General features: G+C 40.3%; 20 protein-coding genes. 6 read left to right on the forward strand and 14 right to left on the reverse strand.

The annotated features are described in order from the left end of the window. The first annotated feature begins 58 nt into the window (after window positions 1-58). The 3 genes from BM015_RS17560 (at window position 59) to BM015_RS17570 (ending at window position 2,320) form a co-directional block, all read left to right on the forward strand. Window positions 59-709: a YdcF family protein gene (locus BM015_RS17560; RefSeq protein ID WP_090662034.1), complete on the forward strand. Its 651-nt coding sequence runs from the start codon at window positions 59-61 to the stop codon at window positions 707-709. 428 nt (window positions 710-1,137) lie between these two features. Then, complete coding sequence (locus BM015_RS17565; protein ID WP_090661764.1) at window positions 1,138-1,671, forward strand: methyltransferase domain-containing protein; 534 nt, start codon at window positions 1,138-1,140, stop codon at window positions 1,669-1,671. After that, window positions 1,646-2,320, forward strand: coding sequence for a glycosyltransferase family 2 protein (locus tag BM015_RS17570; RefSeq protein WP_090661767.1), 675 nt, complete (start codon window positions 1,646-1,648; stop codon window positions 2,318-2,320). Before BM015_RS17565 ends, BM015_RS17570 begins: the two co-directional genes overlap by 26 nt. Window positions 2,321-2,486: 166 nt before the next feature. Here BM015_RS17570 and BM015_RS17575 read toward each other — a convergent pair whose 3' ends face one another. Then, a complete protein-coding gene (locus tag BM015_RS17575) occupies window positions 2,487-3,968 on the reverse strand; it encodes a xylulokinase (protein WP_090661770.1) in 1,482 nt (493 codons plus the stop codon). A gap of 219 nt (window positions 3,969-4,187) precedes the next feature. Between BM015_RS17575 and BM015_RS17580 the strand changes: the two genes are divergently transcribed. Further along, on the forward strand, window positions 4,188-4,676 hold the full coding sequence (locus BM015_RS17580; protein WP_090661774.1) for a hemerythrin domain-containing protein: 489 nt from the start codon (window positions 4,188-4,190) through the stop codon (window positions 4,674-4,676). 214 nt (window positions 4,677-4,890) lie between these two features. Here the strand turns inward: BM015_RS17580 and BM015_RS17585 are convergent, their stop codons facing one another. The 10 genes from BM015_RS17585 to BM015_RS17630 all read right to left on the reverse strand — a co-directional run bounded on the left by BM015_RS17585 (window position 4,891) and on the right by BM015_RS17630 (window position 19,855). Further along, window positions 4,891-5,685, reverse strand: a complete 795-nt coding sequence (locus BM015_RS17585; protein WP_090661777.1) for a 3-keto-disaccharide hydrolase — start codon at window positions 5,683-5,685, stop codon at window positions 4,891-4,893. 220 nt (window positions 5,686-5,905) lie between these two features. After that, entirely contained in the window at window positions 5,906-7,051 is a 1,146-nt protein-coding gene (locus BM015_RS17590; RefSeq protein WP_090661780.1) for a Gfo/Idh/MocA family protein, read from the reverse strand. A gap of 54 nt (window positions 7,052-7,105) precedes the next feature. Next, window positions 7,106-7,882, reverse strand: coding sequence for a 3-keto-disaccharide hydrolase (locus tag BM015_RS17595; protein WP_245751474.1), 777 nt, complete (start codon window positions 7,880-7,882; stop codon window positions 7,106-7,108). Between the two features lie 29 nt (window positions 7,883-7,911). After that, window positions 7,912-8,952, reverse strand: a complete 1,041-nt coding sequence (locus BM015_RS17600; protein WP_090661783.1) for a sugar phosphate isomerase/epimerase family protein — start codon at window positions 8,950-8,952, stop codon at window positions 7,912-7,914. 209 nt (window positions 8,953-9,161) lie between these two features. Continuing rightward, on the reverse strand, window positions 9,162-10,376 hold the full coding sequence (locus BM015_RS17605; RefSeq protein ID WP_090661786.1) for a cupin domain-containing protein: 1,215 nt from the start codon (window positions 10,374-10,376) through the stop codon (window positions 9,162-9,164). A 47-nt stretch (window positions 10,377-10,423) separates the two neighbouring features. Beyond that, window positions 10,424-11,482: an aldose 1-epimerase family protein gene (locus BM015_RS17610; protein ID WP_090661789.1), complete on the reverse strand. Its 1,059-nt coding sequence runs from the start codon at window positions 11,480-11,482 to the stop codon at window positions 10,424-10,426. Window positions 11,483-11,596: 114 nt separating this feature from the next. Further along, on the reverse strand, window positions 11,597-14,287 hold the full coding sequence (locus BM015_RS17615) for a c-type cytochrome (protein WP_090661793.1): 2,691 nt from the start codon (window positions 14,285-14,287) through the stop codon (window positions 11,597-11,599). Between the two features lie 114 nt (window positions 14,288-14,401). Continuing rightward, window positions 14,402-15,913: a RagB/SusD family nutrient uptake outer membrane protein gene (locus BM015_RS17620; protein ID WP_090661796.1), complete on the reverse strand. Its 1,512-nt coding sequence runs from the start codon at window positions 15,911-15,913 to the stop codon at window positions 14,402-14,404. Window positions 15,914-15,955: 42 nt separating this feature from the next. Continuing rightward, window positions 15,956-19,057 (reverse strand): SusC/RagA family TonB-linked outer membrane protein, encoded by a 3,102-nt coding sequence (locus BM015_RS17625; protein ID WP_090661799.1) that lies wholly within the window; start codon window positions 19,055-19,057, stop codon window positions 15,956-15,958. Between the two features lie 432 nt (window positions 19,058-19,489). Continuing rightward, on the reverse strand, window positions 19,490-19,855 hold the full coding sequence (locus BM015_RS17630; protein WP_143075913.1) for an LEA/WHy family protein: 366 nt from the start codon (window positions 19,853-19,855) through the stop codon (window positions 19,490-19,492). A gap of 216 nt (window positions 19,856-20,071) precedes the next feature. Here BM015_RS17630 and BM015_RS17635 point away from each other — a divergent pair, with 216 nt between their 5' ends. Further along, on the forward strand, window positions 20,072-20,614 hold the full coding sequence (locus BM015_RS17635) for a hypothetical protein (protein WP_090661805.1): 543 nt from the start codon (window positions 20,072-20,074) through the stop codon (window positions 20,612-20,614). 70 nt (window positions 20,615-20,684) lie between these two features. Here BM015_RS17635 and BM015_RS17640 read toward each other — a convergent pair whose 3' ends face one another. Then, a complete protein-coding gene (locus BM015_RS17640; protein ID WP_090661808.1) occupies window positions 20,685-21,446 on the reverse strand; it encodes a Rossmann-like and DUF2520 domain-containing protein in 762 nt (253 codons plus the stop codon). A gap of 217 nt (window positions 21,447-21,663) precedes the next feature. Here BM015_RS17640 and BM015_RS17645 point away from each other — a divergent pair, with 217 nt between their 5' ends. Beyond that, window positions 21,664-22,185: a hypothetical protein gene (locus BM015_RS17645; RefSeq protein ID WP_090661811.1), complete on the forward strand. Its 522-nt coding sequence runs from the start codon at window positions 21,664-21,666 to the stop codon at window positions 22,183-22,185. Here BM015_RS17645 and dapB read toward each other — a convergent pair whose 3' ends face one another. Together dapB and BM015_RS17655 are read right to left on the reverse strand one after the other, a co-directional pair. Further along, on the reverse strand, window positions 22,186-22,902 hold the full coding sequence (dapB, locus tag BM015_RS17650) for a 4-hydroxy-tetrahydrodipicolinate reductase (RefSeq protein WP_090661814.1): 717 nt from the start codon (window positions 22,900-22,902) through the stop codon (window positions 22,186-22,188). Between the two features lie 136 nt (window positions 22,903-23,038). Then, complete coding sequence (locus BM015_RS17655) at window positions 23,039-24,136, reverse strand: MBL fold metallo-hydrolase (RefSeq protein WP_090661817.1); 1,098 nt, start codon at window positions 24,134-24,136, stop codon at window positions 23,039-23,041. Window positions 24,137-24,283: the final 147 nt, after the last annotated feature.

The raw sequence follows: 24,283 nt of genomic DNA on the forward strand, positions 1-24,283 counted from the left end.
ATTTTCTAAAAAAACATTACCAGCCATCAATAACAATTTCCTGTTTTATTTTAGCGCCATGCTGAATAAAGAAACGCTTGCACTTGCTAAAAAACTCTGGGATTATCATCACACTAATCATACATTGGAAAAAGCGGATTGTATTCTGGCACTGGGCAGCCACGACTTGCGTGTAGCGGAACGTGCTGCACAATTATACCTCGATGGCTGGGCGCCATTACTTATTTTTTCCGGCGGCCTTGGCAATTTCACCAAAGAAATGTGGACGCAGTCTGAAGCGGATTTATTTACGGCGGTTGCCGTAAAAATGGGCGTCCCAAAAGATGCAATACTTATTGAAAATAAATCAACCAATACCGGTGAAAATATTTTGTTTACACAAGAATTGCTGAAAGAAAAAAAGATTGAGCCGTCTTCTTTTATCGTGGTACAGAAGCCATATATGGAAAGAAGAAGTTATGCCACTTTTAAACAGCACTGGCCTGGCAAAAAACTGATAGTTACTTCTCCTCAAATTGCATTTGAAGATTATCCAACAGAAGAAATACCGCTTGAAAAAGTGATCAATATTATGGTGGGCGATTTGCAGCGCATAAAATTTTATCCGGCCAAAGGCTTCCAGGTTTACCAGAAAATTCCAGGTGATACCTGGCAGGCTTACGAACAGCTTGTTGCCGCCGGCTTTGATAAACATTTAATGAAGGATTAAAGCCGTGTGTTATTGAAAATTGAATTGTTATTTTAAGAGCGGATGCCCAATCAAATTGGGCATGGCGGGCAAGAACGTAAATTTACTCTTACCTTGCAATAAAGGAAGTGTACAAAAAATGTAGCAGCCGATTTTAACCAGTTTGCTGCTTATTTGGTTAAAGGCGCTTATATAATTTTTATTGATTATGCTGATAATTTCCCTGGTGTAAATTGCTTGTAAACGAATTGGTGCAAACTGATAAATATGTAAAGGCTGATTGTGTAAACAGCTTGATCAATAAAAAAAATTAAAGGTTACCCGGGATTTATAGCTGCCATGAAAAACAACAGTACAAGGGAGTGACACAACCGTGATGCCATACATTCATTTGCTGGTAAACAAAAAATAATTAAAAGAATTTTAATTCATCATTCAAACCAAAATTTATGCATGCAGGTGCTTATTATTTTATTGAGTGGGCTGTAAAAAGATTGCCGCCCAGGAAAAAAGTTTGTGAACTGGGCAGCAGAACAGTTATTTGGGATAACAATGCCCATGCACACAATGGCCTTGTGAGGCCTTTGTTTAAAGATGCTGAAAGATATATTGGTGTTGATGTGCGGGAAGGCACTAACGTAGATGTTGTTGGCAATGCGGCTACATGGCGGCCAAAACCTAAAGAGAAATTTGATACGGTTGTTTGTTGCGAAACGCTTGAACATACCAATGAAGGGCAGGAGATTTGTAAAACAGCATTTGATATACTGGATCGTGGTGGCATATTTTTAATTACAGCAGCCGGAAAAGGAAGGGCAACACATTCCTGTGTGGATGGCGGGCCTAATTTATATGAAGGCGAATATTATCATAATGTTCATTATGATATGCTGGAAAACTGGCTTTCCATATTTGAATTTTTTATGATCGACACCGTTACAAATCCCACTGACATTTATGCAATCGCCGTTAAAAGGAAATGATTTTGGCGTTAGTGTTATCTTGATTCCGCACAACAATGCAGAAAGGTTTAACATGCGCATGCAACGCGATGTATTGCCTACCATAAAAGCGCATCCATCATGGAAATTTCAGCTTATAATTATTGATAACAGCGATGAAGATAAAAAGCAGCAACACGATTTTTTTAAAGAAGATAATGTTGAATATAATTATACATGGCCGGGTAATAATATTATGTACGGGCCTGCTATGAATATAGCTGTTTCAATGTGTAAGTATCCATATTTTATTTACATCTGTTCCAATCACGGGCGCATGTACGATGCAACGTGGATTGATGATCTTATCAATCCCATTATTCAAAATAATAAAATTGCGATGACGGGCTCGTTATACCCGAGTTGTAATCCAACAGATATGGGATTTGCGCATCATTTACCACGCGTTCATATCCAGGGCGGTGTTTTTGGTGCAAGAACCGAAGCCATTGCTGTTCATCCATACACGCATGATGAACGCTGGAAACACTGGGGCTCCGATATTTATCAATCTTATAAATTAATGGCAGCAGGTTATCTGCTTCATCCTGTAAAAACAATCAATTCTGTTTGGCGTGAATGTTTGCCATCTCCTGAAAGATGGAAATATGTACATGATTATTCGGAGTGAAATTTAATGGCTGGATGCTGTGGCTATAACAATTTTAAAGAATGTAAAACTGCTTCCATTTCATCAGCGCGATGTGTGCCAATCAACACTTTTGTGTTATCGTTCAGAATAAGTTGAAGCCCCGTATCTCCGGAATGTATATAACCCCAGCCCATTGGCCCAAGTTTTATTCCCCAAGGTTCTTTACAAGTTCAGCCTTCCATTTTTCATAGCTTTTCTCGTAAAGCTTTTTACCGTTTGGCTCAACAAGCTTTACACATTTCATATTCGTAAAAGCATCTTTAGGGCTTTCAAATATTTTAGCGCCAATGCCTGCGCCTAAAGCAGCGCCCACACTTCCATCATTATTGTATAATTCAACCGGCACATTCGTAATGTTTACAAAAGCATCTACAAATACATCGCTTAAAAACATATTGGCTTTGCCGGCCCGAATAACTTTCGGTTCAATATTATTCTCACGCATTATATCGAGCCCGTAACGAAATGCATAAGCAATGCCTTCCTGTGCAGCACGGTAAACATGTGCAGGCGTATGCTTATTTAAATCGATATTTATTATTGATGAACCAGGCAGTTTATTATTAAGCATTCGCTCAGCGCCATTACCAAAAGGAAAAACCAGTAAACCTTCGCTGCCTTGGGGAATGGCAGCAGCTTCTTCATTCAATTGAGAATATGTTTTATTGCTGCCCATACATTTCCTTATCCAGCTATTCATAATGCCCGTTCCATTTATGCAAAGCAATACACCTATCCGCTTGTTATCTTTTGTATAATTAAGATGGGCAAAACTGTTTACGCGGCTTTGTTTATCATATACCAAATCATCGGCAACAGTATAAATAACGCCCGAAGTGCCTGCGGTTGCAGCTACTTCGCCCGGCTCCATCACATTCAACGAAAGTGCATTGTTTAGCTGGTCGCCAGCCTTATAACTCACAGGAATGCCATGTTTTAAACCAAGCTTACCGGCAACGTCTTCTTTTAAAAAACCATGGGTGCTGAAAACAGCTTTACAATCAGGGATGATATCATTCTTAAAACCGAAAAACTGCATTACATCTTTTGATATTTCCTCATGCTTAAAGTCCCAGAATATGCCTTCGGAAAGCGCAGATGGCGTGGTGGTGATATCACCCGTTAAGCGCATGGCAATAAAATCACCGGGCAACATTATTTTGAATACCTGTTTAAATATTTCAGGTTCATTTTCTTTTAACCAGGCAAGTTTCGCCGCAGTAAAATTGCCGGGTGAGTTTAACAGGCAGCTTAAACATTTTTCTTCGCCAATACTTTCAAATGCTTTTTCGCCGTAAGGCACAGCGCGGCTATCGCACCATATTATGCTGTTGCGTAGAGGAAGCTGCGCTTCGTTCACCGCAACAAGGCCGTGCATCTGGTATCCAATACCAATGGCAGCAATATCTTTCGGATCATACTTTCCTGAAACATTTGCCTGCATTAAAGCCTGCTGAAAATATGCCCACCATGAATCGGGGTTTTGTTCGGCCCAGCCATTTTGAAGGCTTATGATCGGCGCTTCGGTTTCGGGATATTGCGCAGAAACAATGGCCTGCTGCGTTGCCGCATCCACTATAGAAATTTTAACCGATGAAGTTCCTATATCTATACCAAGCAAAAGCATTTTTTAAAATTTTAGCAGGCGAAATTAATGATAGATAATGATTAATGCAACCGATTTAAATTTATGGTTTTTCAGAGATTTTGTAAGTTCGGGAATCTGCTGCAATTAAAACAGCTAATGCATATAGTTCTTGCATCGCATAAATAAATTGCATGACCAGTTTGCAATAACAAAAGAATGATCACACATAATAATACAACAATAAAAACCATTTGAGCAATGCCTATTAAAAGAAACGAAAACCTTGTTCAGCTTTCAAGAGACCATCATGCCACATTATTGTCTTGCTGGAAGATAAGAACAGGTTTAAAACTGAACATTGACACGGCACGTATAAAAGCTTATGTGCAATATTTCTGGGAGGTACATATACACCCACATTTTATTGAAGAAGAAACAATTTTATTTGTGCCGGTAAAAGATGCGGCTGTACAAAAAGCATTGAATGAACATGCTGATATTAGTAAACAGGTTGAATCGATTATGGCCTCGCCAATTGTTCAGCCACAGCAACTGGCAACACTTGCCGACACGGTTGATAACCACGTGCGCTATGAAGAACGGGAACTGTTTCCGCATCTTGAAAATATATTAACGGAAGTGCAGCTAAAAGAAATAGGTAGCCGGCTGCAGGCAACAGCCGGCACTGTTTGTAATGATGATTTTACAGATGAATTCTGGAAAGCCGGGCCACAGCAAAATAATTAATGCTGAAGTTATTTATACTTATTTTAAACACATAGAAACATAGTAACTATTTAGGATGACGCATTTAGCATCAAGCAAGTGCAAAGCGGATGATAGTATTTTCATCTTAGATGAAAGTCTTCGTGTTGCTCTTTGCCCTTGTTAATGCTAAAGACTATGTGCCTATGTGGTTTGTTTCAAAAGCCCTGTTCGCAGTATGAACCTTTTAAATTCCTTATTTCAGTTCTTTAATCTTAATATTTTTAAAAGAAACCTTCATGATATGCCCTGCATGCATTTGCAGTCCTATTAATCCTGATGCTTTGCGGTTGGCGGTATCATCGTCTGTAACATCGCACATTAATACATCATTAATATAATGCTGCAAATGATTGCCTTTAGCAACAATGCGGCAAGTGTTCCAGCCAGCATTTATTTTAGCTTTTAAAGAATCGGGGTTGCCCAACGAATCATTTATTATGGCAGGAGACCATACATTTCTTTTTGCCAGGTTACTAATTGAATCAGTTACCGGCGGCAGCGTTACTTTTTGCCCGCGGAATGCCACAATGCAGCGGGCCCTTTCTTCATAATTCTGCCCGGTGTAAGTATTGGCGCCATCAATATCCATTTGATAACCTCTTAACCCAAACGGAACACCTTCCACCTCTTCGCTCCTGTATTGAATACCGCTGTTGCCTTCAGCAGAAATTTCATATTCCGCTGTAAGCTCAAAATCTCCCGGTGTGCCATCTTTCCATATTAAAAACGTGTTCGCTTTTAAAGGCGTGGATTCAGGCGTTACCTGTCCAACAATAGCCCCGTCTTCCACATGCCACACAGCCGTATCGCCTTCCCAGCCATTTAAAGTGCTGCCATCAAATATGCTTACAAAACCTGTGGAGTCAGGTGAACCTTGTTCTGTAGCTTCTGTATTGCCGTTGGCAGAATTACAACCGCTAAAAACAAAAGCTCCTGTTACAATAGCAAAGCCGCAAAGGCCTGCGAGCTGTTTTATTTTTTTATTCATGATAAAAATTATTGTTTAGATATTGTTTTATTGTTCCAATCAATGTTTCTTTTTATCTGTTCAAAGGTTTACGGGTTCGCTTGTTCACAAGTTTTTTCCAAGTTCCTATTTCCCCTTCAACTTATCAACTATTCAACCCAATCAACCGTTCAACCAATTCCCAATTACAAATTCTTAATTCCTCCCAATCAACCACTCAACTAATCAACCAATCAACTACTCACTCAATCTCCTTCCAGCTTCCAGAAGCGGCAGATTCAAGCACAGCTTCGCAAACCTGCTGCGTTTCAAAAGCATCACGGAAAGTGGGAGAACAAGGTTCGCCTGTTTCCAAACTCTTCAGAAAATCTGCCGCCTGGTGAATAAATGAATGTTCATATCCAATGCCAAGCCCCGGCACCCACCAATGATCCATATAAGGCTGATCGCCATCTGTTACATGAATGGAGCGCCAGCCGCGAACCCTTGATTCATCTGAATGATCAAAATATTCAAGACGGTTGAGATCATGCAAATCCCATTTTATGGATGCATGTTCACCATTAATTTCAAATGTGTAAAGTGCTTTGTGCCCGCGTGCATAACGGGTGGATTCAAACAATCCTAAAGAACCATTTGCAAAATGGCAATGAAATATGCAAGCATCATCAATACCTACTTTCTCAACTTTGCCGGTAAGCTGGTGCATGCGTTCTTTTACAAAGGTTTCTGTAACGGCATTCACATCTTTAATGCTGCCGTTAAGCCATATTGCGGTATCAATACAATGCGCCAGCAAATCGCCGGTAACGCCGGAACCGGCAACATTTGCATCCATGCGCCAAAGGCCTTCGCCGCCTTGAGGTAAGTCGGCACTGATGGTCCAGTCCTGCAGAAAATTAGCGCGGTAATGAAATATCTTTCCCAGTTTCCCGGAATCTATAATTTGTTTTGCCAGGCTCACCGCAGGAATACGGCGGTAATTATACCATACTGTATTGGCCACTTTTGCTTTTTCTACCGCATCAACCATTTTGCGGGCTTCTTCCACATTGCGGGCAAGCGGTTTTTCAGTAAGCACCATTTTGCCAGCCTGTGCCGCGGCAATGGCTATTTCAGCATGCGTATCGTTTGGCGTGCATATATCTATCGCGTCAATATCATCCCGCTCAATAAGTTTTTTCCAATCTGTTTCATAAGATTCATAATTCCACTGTTCGGCAAAAGCCTTTACCCTTTCTTCATTGCGGGCACATGCCGCTTTTAAAACCGGTATATATGCCAGTTCCGGAAAAAAGTTACGAATGCGGTTATAAGCATTGGAATGCGTACGGCCCATAAATCCGCAGCCGATCAATCCTATCCTTAATTCTTTTTTATTTGCCATATTTTATAAAGATTAAAATGTCAAAAAAATCAGTTTATAATTATTAATATTTTTTTATTCAGATAACATCTTTATCATAAAATTTTTATACTCAACTTTCATTGGAGGGCCAACATGTACCTGTACACCCAGCAACCCGCTGAACGAACGATTGGCCGTATCATTATCTATTACTTCACTCATCAATACACCATTTACATAGTGCCATAAATGATTCCCTTTAGCTATAATATGGCATTCATTCCAGCCATCATGAATATATTGAGTGAGCGAATCTTTATCTCCAAGAGATGATGGCTGCGAGGCGGTCCAGATGTTATTTACAGCTAATGAAGATATAGGTTTGCTAACAACAGGCAACGTTGCTTTTTGACCTCTGAAAGCAATAATGCAGCGGCCGCGCTCTTCATAATTTTGACCGGTATATTGGTTAGCGCCGTCTATATCTTCCTGGTAACCTCTTAAAGCATAAGGCACATCGGGCACTTCTGTGCTGCGATAATTAATACCACTGTTGCCACCTTTCGTGATGCGGTAATCCACTTTTAATTCAAAGTTTTTAGTTGTACCGCCGCGCCATATCAAAAATGTGTTCCGCTTTAAGATAGTTGATGGAGTTACTTCGCCTATTATACAACCATTTTCAACTTTCCAGTAAGTGGAATCGCCCTGCCAGCCTTTTAATGTTTTCCCATCAAATATGGATAAATAGCCATCATTACTCCTTGCGTTTTTATTGACATGTGATTTAAATCCTGTCAAAACAAACAAACCCATACACATAGCACTGAAGGCAAATAACCTTAATTCTGATATGGGGCGATTATTCATCTTATTGAGTGTATTATTCTTTTTAAATATCATTCACTCCATCCATGCGCTTTTTGTACAGACACCATAGCCGCCAATATATCATTCCAGGTTTGCTGCTGCATCATTTTCTCATTGGGAAACATGCAACCATCCCAGCAAATATGTTTGAATGCTTTGGTAAGATTTCCCGCATTATCGCGCAGCCAGTAACCGGCATATTTCGCAATATCTAATTTGCCATTGGGATCATTCGGCAAACAATGTTTCCCTGTTTTATCATGCGAGCCGGTGCCATGTACCGTGCCATCATTTTGGGCAACATGAAAATCAATTGTCCAGGGGCGCAAAGCATCAGTTAATTTCTTCAAACCAGCTTCCAGCGTTGCTTTATCATCCCAGTTAAAATCCTCTGGGAGTATGCGGTCTTCGGGAGCGTTGTAGCCTAAAAGATATAAAAAGGTATGCGACATATCTGCCTGGAAACCGATGTTTGGACGATCAACCTGTTCCAGTGTATCAATCATTTTTTTCCAGCTATGCATGCCGCCCCAGCATATTTCGCCTTCAGCAGCAAGCTTTTCACCATAATCAGCCGCTACATCGCAGGCTTCGCGAAAAGTTTGTGCAATAAGCGCTGTATTATTTACAGGGTCTTTTAACCATGAATCAGGATTTACAGCAGAGTCAATACGCACCACGCCATAAGGCCGGATGCCAATTTCCCTGAGCAGTTTTCCAACATGACAGGACTTGCGCACCTGTTCAACAAAACGTTTTCTTTCCTCATCACTGCCCATTGCCGAACCACCGTCCGGTGGCCATATCGGCGCCACGAGGCTTCCGATTTTTAATCCGTAAGAAGCTACTTTATCGGCGAGTTTTTTAATAGCATCATCTGGCTGGTTAATGCCAAAATGCACATCGAATAAACCAATATCAACACCATCGAATTTAACGCCGTCAACCTCAGCTTCGGCGGTAAATTTTAATAAAGTATCAAAAGGAATAACCGGTTCAGACCCATCTCCTTTTCCTACAACGCCAGGCCAGGTGGCGTTGTGCAGTTTGGGATAATTATTTTCCTGCATATCGTTAAAAATTTAAGATGAATAATGTAGTTGTTATTAACTAAGAAAACACTCAATATTCAATAGCGGTAATCCCCGCCTGACCGAATCAGTCGGGCAGGAATATTCAATTGTAACTTCGCAAAATGAATATTGAATAATGGAGCATTGATTATTGAGTATTTCAAAGAACCTAACCTTAGCCATCAGCATTGGATGAATAAGATGTTTTATAATGATAAATCCGGGTTGCCCGGGCCAAAATGTTTAAGCATAACAATAGGATCGGCTGAAGACTGGTTTGTAATCTTCACGCCTTCTTTTGCAGCGGTTTCGCTCACAAAAAACTCATCGTTTGTTAATTGCCCGTAGCGGATAAGCGCCGGTGTTTCTATATTCCACACACCCATTGTGCCATGCCCCTGCATCATAATTAAGCCATAGGCGGCGCTGTCTTTAATGGTAACGGTTGCACCAGGCAAAACGGTTAATTCTTTTGCGCTGAAAGCATCCGAGCGATAGCAAACCCATTTTTCACTATAGCCTTCTGCTTCCATTTCTTCAACAGTTCTTACCGACTTCGGCGCCATAAATCTTGTTTCGAGAATATCAGGGTTCGTATTCAAATCCCAGTCAATTATATCCATTAAAGCATCAAAATTGCCCTTATCTTTTTCGGGTACACCCTGCCATAAAAGCTCTTCGGGAATAATAGCTTCATTCACCAGCGACTGGTACATTGCAAATACATCGGATGCCTTTTGAGGCTCATACGTGCACATGCTTCCGGGAGCATGCAACATGCCCGGAGGAACATCCCAACCTGTTCCAGGTTCCAGGCGAAAAGCCTGCGAATAATTGGTGATTTTATTATCGCCTTTTGTAAAATTTTGCAGGCACTCTTTTATTTGTTCCTTAGTTGTGCCGGGCGCAATTCCGAAAAATGTATAAGGAAAATCGCCACCATGATTGTTAACCTGCGGTGGGAAATAATAGGCTTCCGGTTTACCCTTCTGTCCTATCAATGCAGCCTTTTCATCATTATGATGAATATGATGCGGCAACGGCCCCATGTTATCAAAGAACTTGGAATACATGGGCCAGCTTTGATATTCATTCCAGATGCGGTCGCCAATAAGTGCACCTTTTAATTCGTCAACGGCATCTTTTAATAACAGCAGTTCTTCTTTACCGCCATTATTGAAAACAATGAAACTTAAGCCTTCATGTTCCCCGGTTAAAGGCCCGTTCTTTGCAGGTGTGGTAGAAGAAAACCAGCGCTCATCAATACCTCCTCTCACGCCGCCTAAAATATAATAATCATCGGGGTGAAGTTTTATTCTTCTGCCGGGCACGCAAAACGATCTTGGCACCCAGTTGGGCGCCAGTCTTAATATCCCCTTTCCCTGATCCAATGCTTGCTGAAATAAATTTGCTTTTTCCATGGCTGAATTTTAGAATCGTTTTAATTTTTATAAACTGGTGTAAAGTATTATTTATTTATTTCTTTTAAAAAGCTTTCAATTTTTTCCGCGGTATGTAAAACCTCAAACTCCAATTCGTAATGCCTTGTTTCTCCCGGTTGTAACATAACCAACGCACCCTCTTCTCTTGCTTTTTTTTGACCTATAACCTTATTGGTGCCAGGTTCCAAACCGGTAACATATTCTCTCTTGCCCCAATGCTGCCAGTTGGTAAGCCAGGGCAATTGTTCTTTCTGAAAATGCAGTGCCACCGCAAGCCCCAAACCGGAATTATATAAGCCGCAGGCACACCATCCTTCATCATTTGCTGTGCAATCAATAAATGCAGCGGCTTCTCCTCCGCCATTATGCTCCTGCATTACCGGCGGGCATTTATGGAAATTATTTTTTTTATTGAAGATGGGTTTGCTGCCTTCATCACGGGCCTGCCATTCTCCATTCCATAAAATATCTGTGCCCTCATTGGCCAAAGGCCAGCCAAAGTTGAAATGATATAACAGCATGTGCGGTGCAGCCTGGTTACCATTATTATTAACCTCATCTTTTATGCGGATAACAGGCTGGCCCAGGCGGCTTGAAATAGTACGTTTCAATTCAAGCCGCGGACCAAAAATGGATGTTTCCCGTATGCGTCCTGTAATGCTCATTTCCATTTCATTCTGAAAAAGATCAGGTTGCAGGATAGATATGATTTCTGCAGGTGTATTACTAATGCGCCCGTGCGCCCCCCTTTCACCATATTCATCTGATTCCGGGCCACCGATATGCGAAAGGCCGCAGGTAACAAATAAACCACCTCCAAAAGTACGCAGCCAGTCAGCGCCTTTATCTGAAAAAGGTTGCGGCGGCGTTATGCCGGTTTCATTTATCCAGGAAAGGCAATGGCTGTTAAAAAAAGTGTCCGCAATATCCATGGCACGGTCCAGCACCACTTTATAACGTAACCCGCTGCCGGTATTAATCCAGGCAATCCTTGTTCCTTTGCCGGCGCCATTATCAAGCACGGATGTTTCTATACCACCAATCTGCGAAATGTTGGATATTTTATTTTTCCATCCTTCCTGCATCACTTAAACAGAATGCTTTTATAGTGAGTTGTGAATGGTGAGTTGTGAGTAAAATACAAGGTTCCTGTTCTCACAACTCACCACTGACAACTCGCGATTAATCATTAAATCTTCCTACTTTTTCTTGAACACAGGATTATTTTCATCACCACCTGATTTCAAATAAGCCATCAGGTCTTTCAATTCATCCGGGTTCAAATTATTAATCAATCCCGGCAACATAACAGACTGATTAGACAGTTGTGTTCGCAATACATCTTTTTTAGGCACTTCTCTTATTTGCTGCGGCGCAAAAGGATTTTGAGAAATGTAGTAATTATTATCATCCTGGCGAACAAGCCTTCCCAATATTGTACTGCCATCTTTTAAAATAAGATTGGTGGCGGCATATTGATCTGATACTTCTTTGTTTGGATCAATAATAGCTTCAAGAATGTCTTTATTGGAAAAGCGTGTGCCCAGTTGTGTTAAGTCAGGGCCAATAGATCCGCCTGTACCGCGAATGCTGTGGCAAGCCCCGCACAAGGAAGCGGCAAACATAGTTTTACCACGGTTAAAATCCCGAACGCCTGTGGAATCGCTTTGCACTATTTCCACTGCTTCATCCAGTTTCCACCTGCGGCCAGGGCCTTTTGGCCCACCGCCCGGAGGCACTACGCTCCTGCCATTATTGGCAAGCAAAGAATCACCGGAAATAGTATTAAAGTGCGCCAGTTCATTTTTAGGAACATTTGCCAGGCCGTTCTTGCGGGCCTCATCAATATATCCTATATAACTGTTGCCGCCTTTCTTTTCAAAGAAACCATAAAACAGCGTGAAATATTTTTCCCATAATTCCGGCGTCCAGCCGTTCTTTACCTTGCTTAAAACCGTTGCCAGGTAAATTTGCTGTGCCGGCGGCCTTTTAGCCAGCATATTGGCTACATCCATTCCATATTGAGGATTGCGGAGAATAAGGTCTGAAGATGCAGTGGCTGTTGCTGTAGTATCATCTACAGAGTTAGCTATCAAAGCCATGGTTTTGGGAACGATTTGCGGATCATCCACATTAGCCAGCACTTTGCAAAGCTGTTGATTAAGAATATTGTCTGTTGCCGGATATTTCGGACCGAGGTAAGCAACAACCTTTTCTTTATATGCAGCACCGGGATCGCCCATTCTTGAAAGTGTTAACTCAAAAGCACGGAGCAAATCTATTTGCTGGCTGGTATTTAAGCGGGCATAATCAATTGCCAGCATTGCATCCAGCATTTGTGTTTCTGCACTTTTATCACCGGTACGCGCCAATGCAACCATAGCCTGCGTTAAAGCAACCGGGTCTTTCTCAGCCAAAGCCTTGGCCTGCCATTGCTGAACGGGCAGATGTTCAACAGCAATACGTGCAGCGTAGCGAATGCCACGATCACTGTTATTAAGATAAGGCCAGGCCACATCAAGCGTTGAAGCATCTGTTTTTTCCTGGAAAGCTTCAAGTTTTCTTCTTATTTCACGGGCCTTGGCAGCATCGGAAGATTCGTCAACTTTTAAAGGCTCTGTTTTTAAATCATTTTTACCATAATAAACACGGTAAACATCAGAGTTTATCCTGCGGCCGCCTGTAAGAAAATACAAAGCGCCATCAGGGCCAATTTCACCATCTGTGAGCGGTAAGGGCGAGCCTGAAATAAATTCTTCAGCCTTTCCTTTATAAGTTGAACCTTCGGGTTCCAGGGCTATATGATAAATAATGCCATAACTCCAGTCAAATGCAAATAATCCCCTGCGGTATTTTTCGGGGAAACGGGTATTCATCCCGCTCATAACATTGGTGGGCGAACCAGGGCCAATATTCAAAATAGCGGGAACATTATCAGGATAAGCCGGAGACCATTTGCCATTGTTTTCGCGGTAGCCAAATTCCGAACCGCTGGTTACATGGCAAATACGTGTGGGCCTGTACCATGGCAGCCCCATATCCCACTCCATATCGGAGTCATAGGTGAACAATTCGCCGTCTTCGTTAAAAGCTATATCAAAGGGATTGCGGAAGCCTGAACTGAAAAGCTCCCAGCGTGACCCAACTGAATCTGTTTTGGCAATCCAGCCGCCAGGTGGCTGGCGGTCGTTGCCAAACCCGTTTGGATCGAGCAGTAAAGGCAATAAGTTGTCATTCTTCCAGGTTTTGGGAAGATAATAATTGTCCATTTCAGGCAGGTCGGTAAAGTTGCCTGCTATTACATACAAAGATTTTTTATCGGGCGATAAGATGATGCTATGCGGGCCATGTTCGCCATTGCCGTATAAACGTTTCATCATAGTAATCTTGTCAAATTCATCATCGCCGTTAGTATCCTGCAGGCGGTATAATCCACTCGGCCTGGTAACGCTGTCTTTTTGGCCTTCATCGTTTACTACCACATACAAGCTGTTGTATGCCCATAACAGGCCATGCGCCAATCCCATTTTTATACGGGCATGAGAAGTATCTCCAGGCACATTAATTTCCAGCCTGTCAACTTTCATTTTATTAGTGTTGGTATCTGCACCAATGGCCGGCACAGTAATGCGGTAGAGATAGCCGTATTGATCGCAGGCAATGATGCGTCCCTTATCATCAAACGTCATTGCCACCCACGAGCCTTCATTGTTATCTGAAGGATTGTACAAACGCTCTGCATGAAAGCCTTCAGGAATTTTCAACTTGGCTAATTTGGGATCTGAACTTTCCTGGTGCGATTCAGTTTGGTTACAGCCCGTTGTTACCAAAAAAATTAATCCAAAAACTGCGGGAAAAAGTCGTACGAAAAAATTGTTCTTTTTGTTCATGTAATAAATTTTCTACATCATTGAAAAAAAAATTTAAAGCCGGTAACTATTATCGTTAGATTATATGTTAGCGGCTTTAAAACTATTTATTTATGCTTTATCTATTCATAAAATTTAAAAATAAGGAGTTAAGGCCGCTTCTTCAGCAGGCAACGGATAAACTGTATCCAATACAGTAAATGCATTGCTTGGCGGTTTAGCACCTGAAGGATAATAATAATCCAGCGGGTTGCCCACAACCCTTTGCCCGTATGCTGTTATTACATCTTTCATACGGCCTGTTCTTACCAGGTCGAACCAGCGTTTATTTTCAAATGCAAGCTCAACTCTTCTTTCATTGAATATGGCATCACGCATATCGGATTGTGATACTGCTGTTGTTGCTTTTAAACCTGCACGGGCACGTACCATGTTGAGGTAAGTTGCCGCTTCTGCAGGTTTGTTTCCTTCATTTAATGCTTCGGCTAAAAATAGTAATACTTCTGCATAACGGTAAACCGGCCAGTCAGTTCCTGTATTGCCCTGCAGTGCATGCGTTTTTGCATATTTTTTTATGTAAGGATAAACTTTATTGTCGCGCAATGATGTGCTCAGTGTTATGTACGCTATAGAAGCGTCCTCTCTTTTATCGCCTTCTTCGTAGGCAGCAATAATATCCGGCGTAGGAATATTATTACCTTCTTCTGAAAGCGGTTGCGGGTTAGAAACATGCGTAATGGTTTCTACTTCTTCAGCCAGCATAGGGCGTGGCAGAAATGCATACATAAAGTTTCCGTTATATCCGTCCGAGCCTTCTTTAAACTGCACTTCAAAAACTGACTCAATATTATTTTTATTGGAAGATGAATTTGAAAATGCATCGTTATAATCATCCATCAATTTATACTCACCACTTTGTACAATCGTTTTTAATAAACCTTCTGCGGAAGCCCAGTCTTTAAGCTCGATATAAACATTTGCGAGTAAAGTTGCGGCAGCGCCTGAAGTGGCCCGGCCTGCTTCCTGCTTGGATTTAACGGGCAGCAGTGTTACTGCTTCGCTTGCATCTTTTTTAATCTGGTCGTAAATAGAATCAACTGAAGATAAAGGCAAAGCTGCTTCTTCCCTGTTGGTAACCGGCGTTAAATGAAGCGGCACTTTACCAAATAAACGTACCAGTTCAAAATAAGCGTAAGCCCTTAAATATAAAGCCTGCCCTTTAAGATTACTTTTGGAGGCTGCATCAAAATCAACTCCATCTATTGAAGCAAGGATCTGGTTTGTACGGGAAATTATCTGGTATTCCTGGCGGTACAAATCACGCACTCTTGTATTGGTGGTTATACCATCTGAAGTAGGCACTGCAAAATCTGCTACGTTCTCTGTGTTATCCACTGCACCGAATAAAGTATTGCGGGCATAATAAGTGTTATCTGAATGCATTTCTTCCAACACCCATGCATTATTGTTTGTGATGGCACGCAATGGCACATAGGCAGCATTTACAGCCTGTTCAAAATCTGATTCTGTTTTGAAAAATGTAGCCGAACTTAATGAAGTCTCGGGCACCACATCCAGGAATTTTTTACAACTGCCAAACATTATTACCGTACCGAGCAATAATATTGAATACATTTTATTTTTCATCTTGATAACATTAAAATTGAAAAGATTGTTCTGTAAAAGCTGTTAGAAGTTTACATTAACACCTAAAGTATAAGTACGCGGAATAGGGAAACTTGACAAGTCAATGCCCTGGCTTAAATTATCAGTGGTGAAACTGGTTTCGGGATTAGGCCCGCCCCAATAATTTGTAAATACATATACCTGCTGAACAGAAGCATATAGCCTTGCCGATTTAATAGATTTGCTTTTAAACCCAACAGTATAACCGAGTGTAATATTTTTAATGGTAAAGAAAGATGCATTGCCTACAAACTGGCTGTTTGGCCAATCTCTTTCCACACCGGTAACATTACCGCCGCCAACAGTAGTTCCAAAAAATCCATCGCCCGGATTATCTTCAGAACGCCAGCGGTCTTTTACCCTTTCCACCATATTGAATACACCATCAAGATTAGCAAGGCTATATAAATGGCGCATATATAACTGGTTGCCATAAGAGCCTGATGCTACAACTGAAAAATCAAAGTTGCGATAGTTGATTGTATTGGTGATACCATAAATAAACTTAGGAAAAGGTGAACCGATAATGGTACGGTCATCCTGGTCACCACCGTAAGTAATCACGCCATCGCCGTTTACATCTTTTAGTTTAATACTTCCAACAGTAGAACGTCCGGGAATAACAGGAGAATTATCAAGGTCTTTCTGGTTTTCATAATGCCCTATTTTTTGAAGGCCGTAAAACACACCGAATGGATGACCAACTTCCGTTATATTGAATGAGCCATAAACACGATCAATACCATCAGCGAGTTCCAGCACTTTGTTCCTGTTGAAAGAAATATTGGCATTGGTAGTCCATTGAAATTTACCTACTGTATTTCTTGTAGTAAGAGAAAACTCATGGCCCCAGAATTTTATTTCACCAATATTATCATTAAAATTACCAAAGCCTGATTCCTGCGGTACCTGCACACTATACAAAAGATTGGTTGTATGTTTTAAATAATAATCATAGGTAAACTGTATCCTGTCTTTAAAAAAGCCCAGGTCAATACCGGCATCATATGCTTTGGTAGTTTCCCATCCAAGATTGCCATTGGCAAGCGATGTAACTGCAGCACCGGTAGCAACATTATCACCAAAAACAGCATTTACTGTATTGTTCACCAAAGCATACTGCGTGTAGTTACCAATATTATTGTTGCCGATTACACCATAGCTGGCGCGGATTTTTGCGAATGATATTGGCCTGATGTTGCTAAAGAAATCTTCATCAGACATAACCCAGCCTGCAGACACAGAAGGGAATGTACCCCAGCGGTTGTTGCTGCCGAAACGTGAAGAACCATCACTGCGAATGGCTGCAGTAAGCAGGTACCTGCCTTTGTAATTATACGTCAACCTTGAAAGAAATGAAGATAGTGTCCACTCCTGCATATCATTGTAAGTATTATTGCTACCCCTGGAAATATTTACAGCACTTTGAATAGTGCTAATCCGGTCATCAGGATAAGTATCAGCACGAATGAAAGTTCTGGCATAATTGTACTTCTGGTTGGTAAACCCTGCGAGTAATTCAAAATGATGATCGTTAAAATCTCTTGTATAAGTAGCAAGATTTTCGTTCAGCCAGGTTACTTCATCCTGGTCATATCTTCTTGATACTGCCGTTGTGGGAATAGGCACATTAATCGCATAAGTTGCAGTTGACGGGTTAAAGTAAAAATATTTTGTTCCGATATATTGCACATTCATGCTTGATTTTAATACAAGCCCTTTTATAGGTTCATACTGTGCATATGCATTGCTGAGAAGGTTGATATAATTTGTTTCATCTGTTATTTCGCTGGCGGCACGCACCCAGTTTGGATAAGCATAAATATTACCGGTGCTTGCAGGAAACTGGTTGAATTTTGTTAACTCGCCGTTTTCATCATAAATAGGCATAACCGGCCATGTATGCAAGGCATCGAAAAGCAAACCTGTACCACGGTCACCATCAGTTTGCGGCTGATTATCGTAGATATAAGAAGGAGCAAGATCAAAGCCTATTTTCACTTTGTCTGAAATGTTATAATCCAAATTCATTCTTAAAGAATACCGGCGGTATTTTGTATTCAATACCACGCCTTCCTGGTTAAACACACCAGCTACCACAGCCGCATTGAGCTTATCATTCCTTGTAGCGATGGTAACATTATAACTTTGAATTGGCGCCTTCTGAAGTAAAGCTCCATACCAGTCGTTGTTCTTACCCTGGTAGATAGAAGGGTTTTGAAATTCTTCGGGTACCGGCTGGCCTTCATCTTCGTAGTATTCTTTTTTAAATTGTGCAAACTCCACAGCATCCATCATTTTTATGCGGCCATGTTTCGGCACTTCCTGCATGCCTACATAAGCATTAACATTAATGCTTGTTTGTCCAAGCTTTGCCGATTTTGTTGTAATGAGCACAACGCCATTGGCAGCGCGGGAACCATACAAAGAAGTAGATGCAGCATCTTTTAAAATGGAGATACTTTCTATTTCATCCGGGTTAAGCGAACCTATATTACCTACAATTGGAAAACCATCTACCACATACAAAGGTTCGCTGCCTGCAGAAACAGATAACTGTCCACGTATTCTTACAGACATGCCTTTACCCGGCTGTCCTGTATTCTGATTAATCTGCACACCTGCAAGCTTGCCCTGCAGCTTTTGTGCAATCTGCGATACAGGCAGGTCCTGCAGTTTTCCCATATCTACTGTTTGTACAGCACCGGTTACATCCTTTTTTCTTTGTGTACCGTAACCAACTACTATCACCTGGTCAAGTTGATTATTATTGAGTGCTAACTTTAAATCAATAGCATTCTGATTACCCACATAAACCGTTTGGGGTAAATAACCAAGAGATGTAATAATAAGAGAATCTGCATTGTTAACCTGCAGGCTAAAACGCCCCTGCACATCACTTACTGTACCTCGTGTGCTTCCCTTTATTGTAATAGAAGCATTGGGAACAGGCTGGCCGGTGGATGCATCGGTTAGTTTACCATTAATTGATCTTTGTTGGGCAAGGCATGGTATAGTTGCCATCAATGTTATTAGTGTAACAACACCAGGCAATATGCGACGAAGCAGTCTTTTAAAATAAAAAAAGTGCATAGCAGCAATCATGATTTAATGTTTAAAAAATATTTGACAATTGGTTTGTTATGGCAACTCAATACCAGGCCCGGTTAACAGACTTAGAACAAGCGCCAGTTAAAGTATCGCAGACAGACAAGACAACCTTATTCTCAAAAACAGATACCTTCTTCCATTTTTGCAATTTGATAAAACGAAACTATTGATTGTAAAATGTACAACTATCCTGCACTGTACTGATTCAAAACAGTTGAAGACTTGTATACTTTAATACAACAGATAAAACACTTAGAAGTATACCATGATGTTTCATGCAGATAAAAAGTTGATTGGTTAATTGGTTTAGAAATTTCTGTGCACTCTATCAATTATTCAACTTATCAACTCAATCAACTATTCAGCTATTTAAAAAAGGAGCAGTCAATAAACCAGTGTTGGTTTTTATAAACGCTGAAGTATAAACTAAAACATACTAAATTTTTCCATAGCAGTATATGTAAATGGTACCGTAATAAAAATGCCGCTTTTACCAACTCTTGTTGAACCCTTTATTTCAACCAATGCTTCGCGTGAAAGAAAAGTACCTAAAGCATTTTTAAAAACGTTTTTCATATCAACATTCATAGAAGAAGGAATAATGAATTCGCTGCGTTTGGCTATATGCATGAGTGTATCCAAGACATATCTTCCCATGTAATTATGGTTGATATAAATATCACAGTTCACATTACGCAGATCAACGCTGAAATTGTTTGGGTTGAAGTAAACAAGCTCGAGGCTTATTTTACTGGCCACAAGCCCAATGCTGTCAATCTTTAAATTTTGCATGCCGCGGTATTCAAAAGACTGAGGCTTGTTACAGGCAGTAATTAAAACTATAAGTATGCAGAAAAAAATAAAAAAACGCATTACCAAAAATGCGATGCCGTCAACTAAACAGCAAATTCTGTTTGAAAAATAATTGCAAAAAAGAAAAAGCTTGTGTTTTTATTATTAAACTGCTATTGCAAATAACTTATTTTTACATAGCTTAATATTGTGAATATGCGTTTAATTATAGTACTGGCTGCAATAGTTGTTTCAACTACAATCAAGGCACAATCCCCGGCGTTTGGCTATAATAATTTTATGCAACGCCCATTGTTTAACCGTACACTTAATTTCAGCGACAGCAGCATTAATCAAAAGAAATGGTTCTTCACAAAATACAGTGGTGTTTCAACAAGCTTTAGTTTTTTCAAAGGTGGTAATGCAACCGTTGTGGCAGTACCGGTTGGTATACAATTAAACCGCCGGTTAAACGATAATTTATTTGCCTTCGCAGGCGTTAATGCTGCGCCGGCGTACATTAATTTTCACCAGGCATTTTTTAACAACAATGTCAAAGGCATACAAAATAAATATTCATTCGACCAACATAACCTTGGATTGTATTCAAGAGCTGAAGTTGGATTGATGTATGTAAACGATGCAAAAACCTTTTCTATTTCCGGCAGCTTTGGTGTTGAAACCAATAATTATCCATATCCTTATTATCAATCAAACAATACAAGGCCACAGGGCCAGGCAGTTTATCCGAAGAGATAGTTGTTACCTGATAAAAAGAATTTGTTTAACCACGATCTTTTTATAAAAGCGAATAAATTCTCCGGGATAACTAAAGCCTGTTGTGCTGAATGCTTTCACTCATCATTGCATAAATATTTTTCAATGCAGGATATGCTTCAAGCAAAGTAAAATGCTTTTGAATAGTAGCATTATCGCCCCGTGCAGCAGGGCCTGTTTGCATGGCAGCAGGATCATAGTAATGCAAACGTTTTACCGTTTCTTCAATTAATGGCAACAGCAACTTAAAATCGATATTATTCTTACTGCAATAATCCTTTGTAAGCGCAAATAAATGATTGGTAAAATTGGAAGAAATAATTGCTGAAAGATGATAACGCAACCGCACTTCATCGTTTGCCTGTATTACTGTTTTAGCAAAAGAGGAAGCAAAGGTTTGAATAATATTTTTTGTGTGCGGATTATTACCATCAATTAAAAATGGAATTTCAGGATTATAGTTTAATTCCATTCGCAAAGACTGTAAAGGATATAATACACCATAATTTCCGGAAGCATCTTTCAACACATTCACAGAAACGCTGCCGCATGTATGTACGACTATTTTTTGCGCCGCATTTATTTGTGCGCTTACTTCCGCTACAGCATCATCTTTTACCGCAACGATAAATATATCGCTGTCTTTATTAATGTGCCCAATACTGAAACCGGGCTTTGCATTCAATAGACTGGCAAGGTTAATAACCGCGGTTTCATTACGGCCAATGATTTCATTTATTGTATGATTATTTTCTTTAAAAATTTTACCTAATACAGTGGCAACATTGCCCGAACCTATAATGCTTATTACCATATTACTGATAAATTAATGTTTACATTTTGTCATAATCCGCTTCGCATAAACAAATATCAAAATTCAGTTGTTAAAAATTATCGAAGTAATTTAGTGCAAACAATATCGTATGAAACACCCATGTAAAATTTTGACACATAGGAAAATATTTATTGGGGTTCCCTGCCCGTCCGGTCAGGCGGGCACCTGTCATGAATAAAAAATAAAAATTAAACAAATGAAACCTGTAAAAATCACCCTGCTGTTTTTCAGCATATTTCTTATTTATTTTAAATCTTCTGCACAAAGGCCGCATCTCAATATTTACGGGCATGTGTTATATGCTTCCCCGCTTGATAAAAGCAGCAAAGATTTATATACCGGCGGCGCAGGGGTTGAAGCCGGCGTTTTAATCGGGCGGGGCAAAACCATGTTCAATGCTATGATTGGCACTACCCGTTTTTTTGCTGATGACGGCAACCAATACGGCTATCTTACTTATGTGCCGGTTAAAGTGGGCATAAGGCAATACCTTCCGCTTACTATGCATTTTCTTTTTGTGCAGGGCGATGCAGGCGTTGGTTTTACCAACAGCCGTTATCTCGCAAATGATGGAACCCGCTTTGCAGCCGATATTGGCGCCGGTGTAAAATTCGGTTTGTTTGATGCCGCTATACTGTGGGATAATATTCATGAAGAAAACCCCAAAGGCTGGGCATCGTGGTTTACTGTAAAAGCAGGTTTAAATCTTGGATTTTAATTACAGCCCTAACACATCCTTCATGGTGAATATGCCTTTTTTACCTGCAATAAATTTTGCAGCGAGCAAAGCGCCGCCTGCAAAACCTTTACGGTTATAAGCAGAATGCTTTATTTCAATATAATCAATAGGTGAGTTATATTTTATGGTATGAATGCCGGGCACATCATCAATGCGTTTGCTGATAATTTCCAGTTCACTTTCGTTATTTGTTTTATCGTTTACCCAGCTTTTTTTGGTTTTAATTTTTTCAATCAACTGCTCTGCCAGCGTAATAGCCGTGCCGCTTGGTGCGTCCTTTTTTTGCGTGTGATGCACTTCTTCAACGCTTACTTCATATTCCTGGTGGCTGCTCATTAACGAAGCCAGGTATTCATTCAATGCAAAGAACAGGTTAACGCCCACGCTAAAATTGCTGGCGAATAGAAAAGTTCCATTCTTTTGCTCTATATAATTTTTTATTTCAGGTAAATCTTTCAGCCAGCCTGTTGTGCCGCATACAACAGGTATGTTGGCATCGAGGCATTTCTTTATATTTTCAACAGCGCTGTGTGGATTGGTAAATTCAATGGCCGCATCAGCCTGTTTTAAATTATCTGCTGTAAATTCATTTTGATTGGATGATGAAATTTTTAAAACAATTTCATCGCCATTTTCTTTTGCTATTGCTTCAATGGCTTTACCCATTTTACCATAACCTATCAATGCTATTTTCATGCTGCAATAATATTAAATTATCAATTTTAACCTTACAGGTTTGCCTGTTCAAATTCTACCCACAAAAAATAAATTGCGAGGCTTGTTTTCTGTTCAGCTTCTTATATATCTAAATTAATTTTAAGAATGTATTCTTCTAATCAATTCCTTCCCACCATTTAGAAAAATCCTGGCTTTCATTATCGAGGTCAACCACCTCTCCTATCATTGGCGTGATAATATTAAGATGATACGCTTCTTCATTTTCAGTTATTAAATTAAGCGGTTCGTCCCAGGCATGCAATGCAAGGGCAAACTTGCCCGAATGAACAGGAATAATGCGTTTTGCATTTAATTCTTTAGCAGCCTTTACCACCTCTTCCGGCAGCATGTGAATATATTTCCAGCTTTCATTATACTGGCCATTTTCAATGATAGCGAGATCGAGCGGGCCAAATTTTCTGCCGGTTTCTGCAAAATGTTTATCATAACCACTGTCGCCGCCAATAAAAATTTTCTTTGTTGGTGATTGTAAAACGAATGAAAGCCAGAGTGTTTTGTTCCTTATAAAACCACGCCCGGAAAAGTGCCTTGCCGGTATAGAAGATATTATAAATCCAGGCAAAGGCGAAACATCTTCATTCCAATCCATTTCCGTAATAATATTATCATCATAACCCCAGCGTTCAAGATGGCTGCCCGTGCCAAGCCCGGTTATTACCTGTTTAACTTTTGGCTGAATCCGTTTTACAGTTGCATAATCCAGGTGGTCCCAGTGATCATGTGTTATAAAAAGCAAATCAATTTCAGGCAGGTCAACCGCTGCGCAAACTTCAGCGCCTGCAAATGCTTTTACACTAAAGGAAAAAGGCGAAGCATGCCCGCAAAAAACGGGATCAACCAATATGCGTTTGCCATCAAGCTGCATATAATAAGATGAATGCCCAAACCAAACCAGCACGTTTTTATTAATGTCAATATTATGCAGGTTTGTTTTCACAGAAGGAATTAATGCTTTGGGTTTTCTTCTTTCTTTTTTATCAAAAAAAAACTCTTTTAGCACTTTAAACATGCTTGTATTTTCTGTAATGCCGGGCGTATAACTTTCATTTTGAAATGACCCGTTTTTATAGTTGGGCGAAGCTTTTATCCGTTCCAGCCTTTTTCCATAAGGGCGCTTTCCAAACCGCGGCAGGCGAAAAACAAAAATTGTTACCAGTATAAAGATTAAAACAAGTGCTGAGAAAAAAATCATGTATTAATTTGAGACAAAAATAAACAGCCGGCTATTACAGTTCATCAATCTTTTTTAGCATCTTCTGCAAGTTTTTTTATAAGCATTAAATCAATTTTGTTTCTTAGCTTTCTTAAAACCGGCTGGCATTATTTTAAAACTATGTAC

It is taken from the genome of Parafilimonas terrae, from assembly GCF_900115755.1.
GTDB lineage: Bacteria > Bacteroidota > Bacteroidia > Chitinophagales > Chitinophagaceae > Parafilimonas > Parafilimonas terrae.